This window comes from Pseudooceanicola lipolyticus (assembly GCF_002786325.1).
Classification (GTDB): Bacteria; Pseudomonadota; Alphaproteobacteria; order Rhodobacterales; family Rhodobacteraceae; genus Pseudooceanicola_C; species Pseudooceanicola_C lipolyticus.
In genome coordinates, this window is the sequence record NZ_PGTB01000329.1 from 1 (window position 1) to 1,576 (window position 1,576).

At 66.7% G+C, this 1,576-nt stretch carries 3 protein-coding genes; 2 read left to right on the forward strand and 1 reads right to left on the reverse strand.

Features of this window, described 5'->3' with window-relative positions; all coding sequences use genetic code 11:
• Window positions 1–87: 87 nt before the first annotated feature.
• Window positions 88–240: a type II toxin-antitoxin system RelE/ParE family toxin gene (locus tag CVM52_RS25610; protein ID WP_154665592.1), complete on the forward strand. Its 153-nt coding sequence runs from the start codon at window positions 88–90 to the stop codon at window positions 238–240.
• A 189-nt stretch (window positions 241–429) separates the two neighbouring features.
• Here the strand turns inward: CVM52_RS25610 and CVM52_RS28145 are convergent, their stop codons facing one another.
• The gene (locus CVM52_RS28145) at window positions 430–885 is read right to left on the reverse strand and encodes a TetR/AcrR family transcriptional regulator (protein ID WP_081710581.1); all 456 of its coding nucleotides are present in this window, start codon (window positions 883–885) and stop codon (window positions 430–432) included.
• A gap of 153 nt (window positions 886–1,038) precedes the next feature.
• Between CVM52_RS28145 and CVM52_RS25620 the strand changes: the two genes are divergently transcribed.
• Window positions 1,039–1,576, forward strand: a 538-nt coding sequence (locus tag CVM52_RS25620; protein ID WP_133120008.1) for an HlyD family secretion protein, incomplete at its 3' end; no start/stop codon positions are given.

Genomic DNA, 1,576 nt, shown 5'->3' on the forward strand with positions numbered 1-1,576 from the left:
AAGTTCTGGCAGGCTTCGACACCCGCCACGATACGCCGCCTTCTCAAACACCGTCACCCATTTCCCAGCATAGCTCGCTGAAAAGAGATGGCCCGGGAGCGGGAAGAATTCACGCCGCCGGTGCGCATCCATCCCAGCGGGTCGCATCTGGTGATCTACCGGCGGGAAGGGCAGGGGGTCGAGATCATCCGTATCCTGCATACCCATCAAGACCTTATGGCCTATCTGAACGACGGCTGACCAGTTACAGTCCAGCCGCCTTGGTCAGGTTGACGCGGAACCTGTCGCGGCGGCGCTGGTAGCGGCGGGTCCTCGAGCCGGCCGACATTGGCAAGCCCCCAGAGCCCACCGAACAGGCAGAACAGGATCGCCAGCCAGACGGCCACGGGGCGACGAATGGCGCCCCGCGCAATACTCATGCGTGCTGCATCAACCGTGTCGGATGCCATGCCGGTCATTCTCCCGTTCCGCAGTTCGTTGGACGACGGCCAAAGCGCCCGCCGTCAGAGGCCGACGACCGCGAGACGACCAAGGTTTGCGTCCGTCGCCTCGGCCTCGATGCGCGCAAGATCGGCGTCCAGCGCGCGCCGCAGCGACCGCCAGTATCGACATCGACAGGTCCGAATCCGCAGTGTCCAGGCCGTTCAGCGATGCCAGATGCCGGCGCAGCGTGCGGTGCTGCGCATCCTGCGGCAGGCCGGCCTCGAGCGCATCGTGTTCGGCCAGCATCTCCTTCAAGAGCGCCGCCATGAGGCCGCGCTTCGTCGGGAAATTGTAGAGGACACCTCCCTTCGACAGCCCCGCTTCGCGGGCGACCGCCTCGAAGGAGGTGTGCGCAACGCCCTCGCGCGCGGCAATCGCACGCGCCGCGGCAAGGATCCGCAGACTTGCATTCCGGCGCGCGCTTTTCTATTCCTGCATCAAGACTGTACCATCCGGTCGGTATAGGTGAGCGGCGAGACAGCGTCGCCTCCACATGGGGTCAAGGCGACCTGGCAGATTCGTTGGAATGCCGGTTTCCGGTCGGGCGAGGGACTGATGACACGCTTCAATTCCGTTCTTGTACTAATCGCGGGGCTGGCCCTTGTTGGGGCGGGGTTCTTCCTCTGGCGCGGCGACGGCACCGGGACGACCCCCGACGGATTTGCTCGTGGAAACGGGCGAATCGAGGCGGTGGAGATCGACGTGGCGGCCACGCGCCCGGGGCGGATTGCGCGCATCCAGGTGCGTGAGGGACAATTGGTCGCAGCCGGCGATCCGCTGGCTGAACTGGATGTCCGGCAGTTGCAGGCTGCGCGTCATCAGGCCGAGGCCGAGCGCCAGAGAGCCGAGATCGCGGTCGAGAATGCCAGGCTGCTGGTCGAACAGCGTGCGGCCGAGGTACGGGCCGCCGAGGCGGTTCTGGCTCAGCGAGAGTCGGCGGAGGTCGTGGCCCGACGCCAGTTGGAACGGTCAGAGGCGCTGACCGCTGGAAACGTCACGTCCGAGCGCGCCCTGGAACTTGATCGGTCGAACGCGCTCGGGGCCCAGGCGGCTGTCGCCTCGGCCGAGGCCGCCCTGGCGGCGGCGCGGGCCG

What these genes read in the sequence shown, in the direction of transcription:
- CVM52_RS25610 (WP_154665592.1), top strand. Translation starts at nt 88, where the DNA reads ATGGCCCGGGAGCGGGAAGAATTCACGCCGCCGGTGCGCATCCATCCC.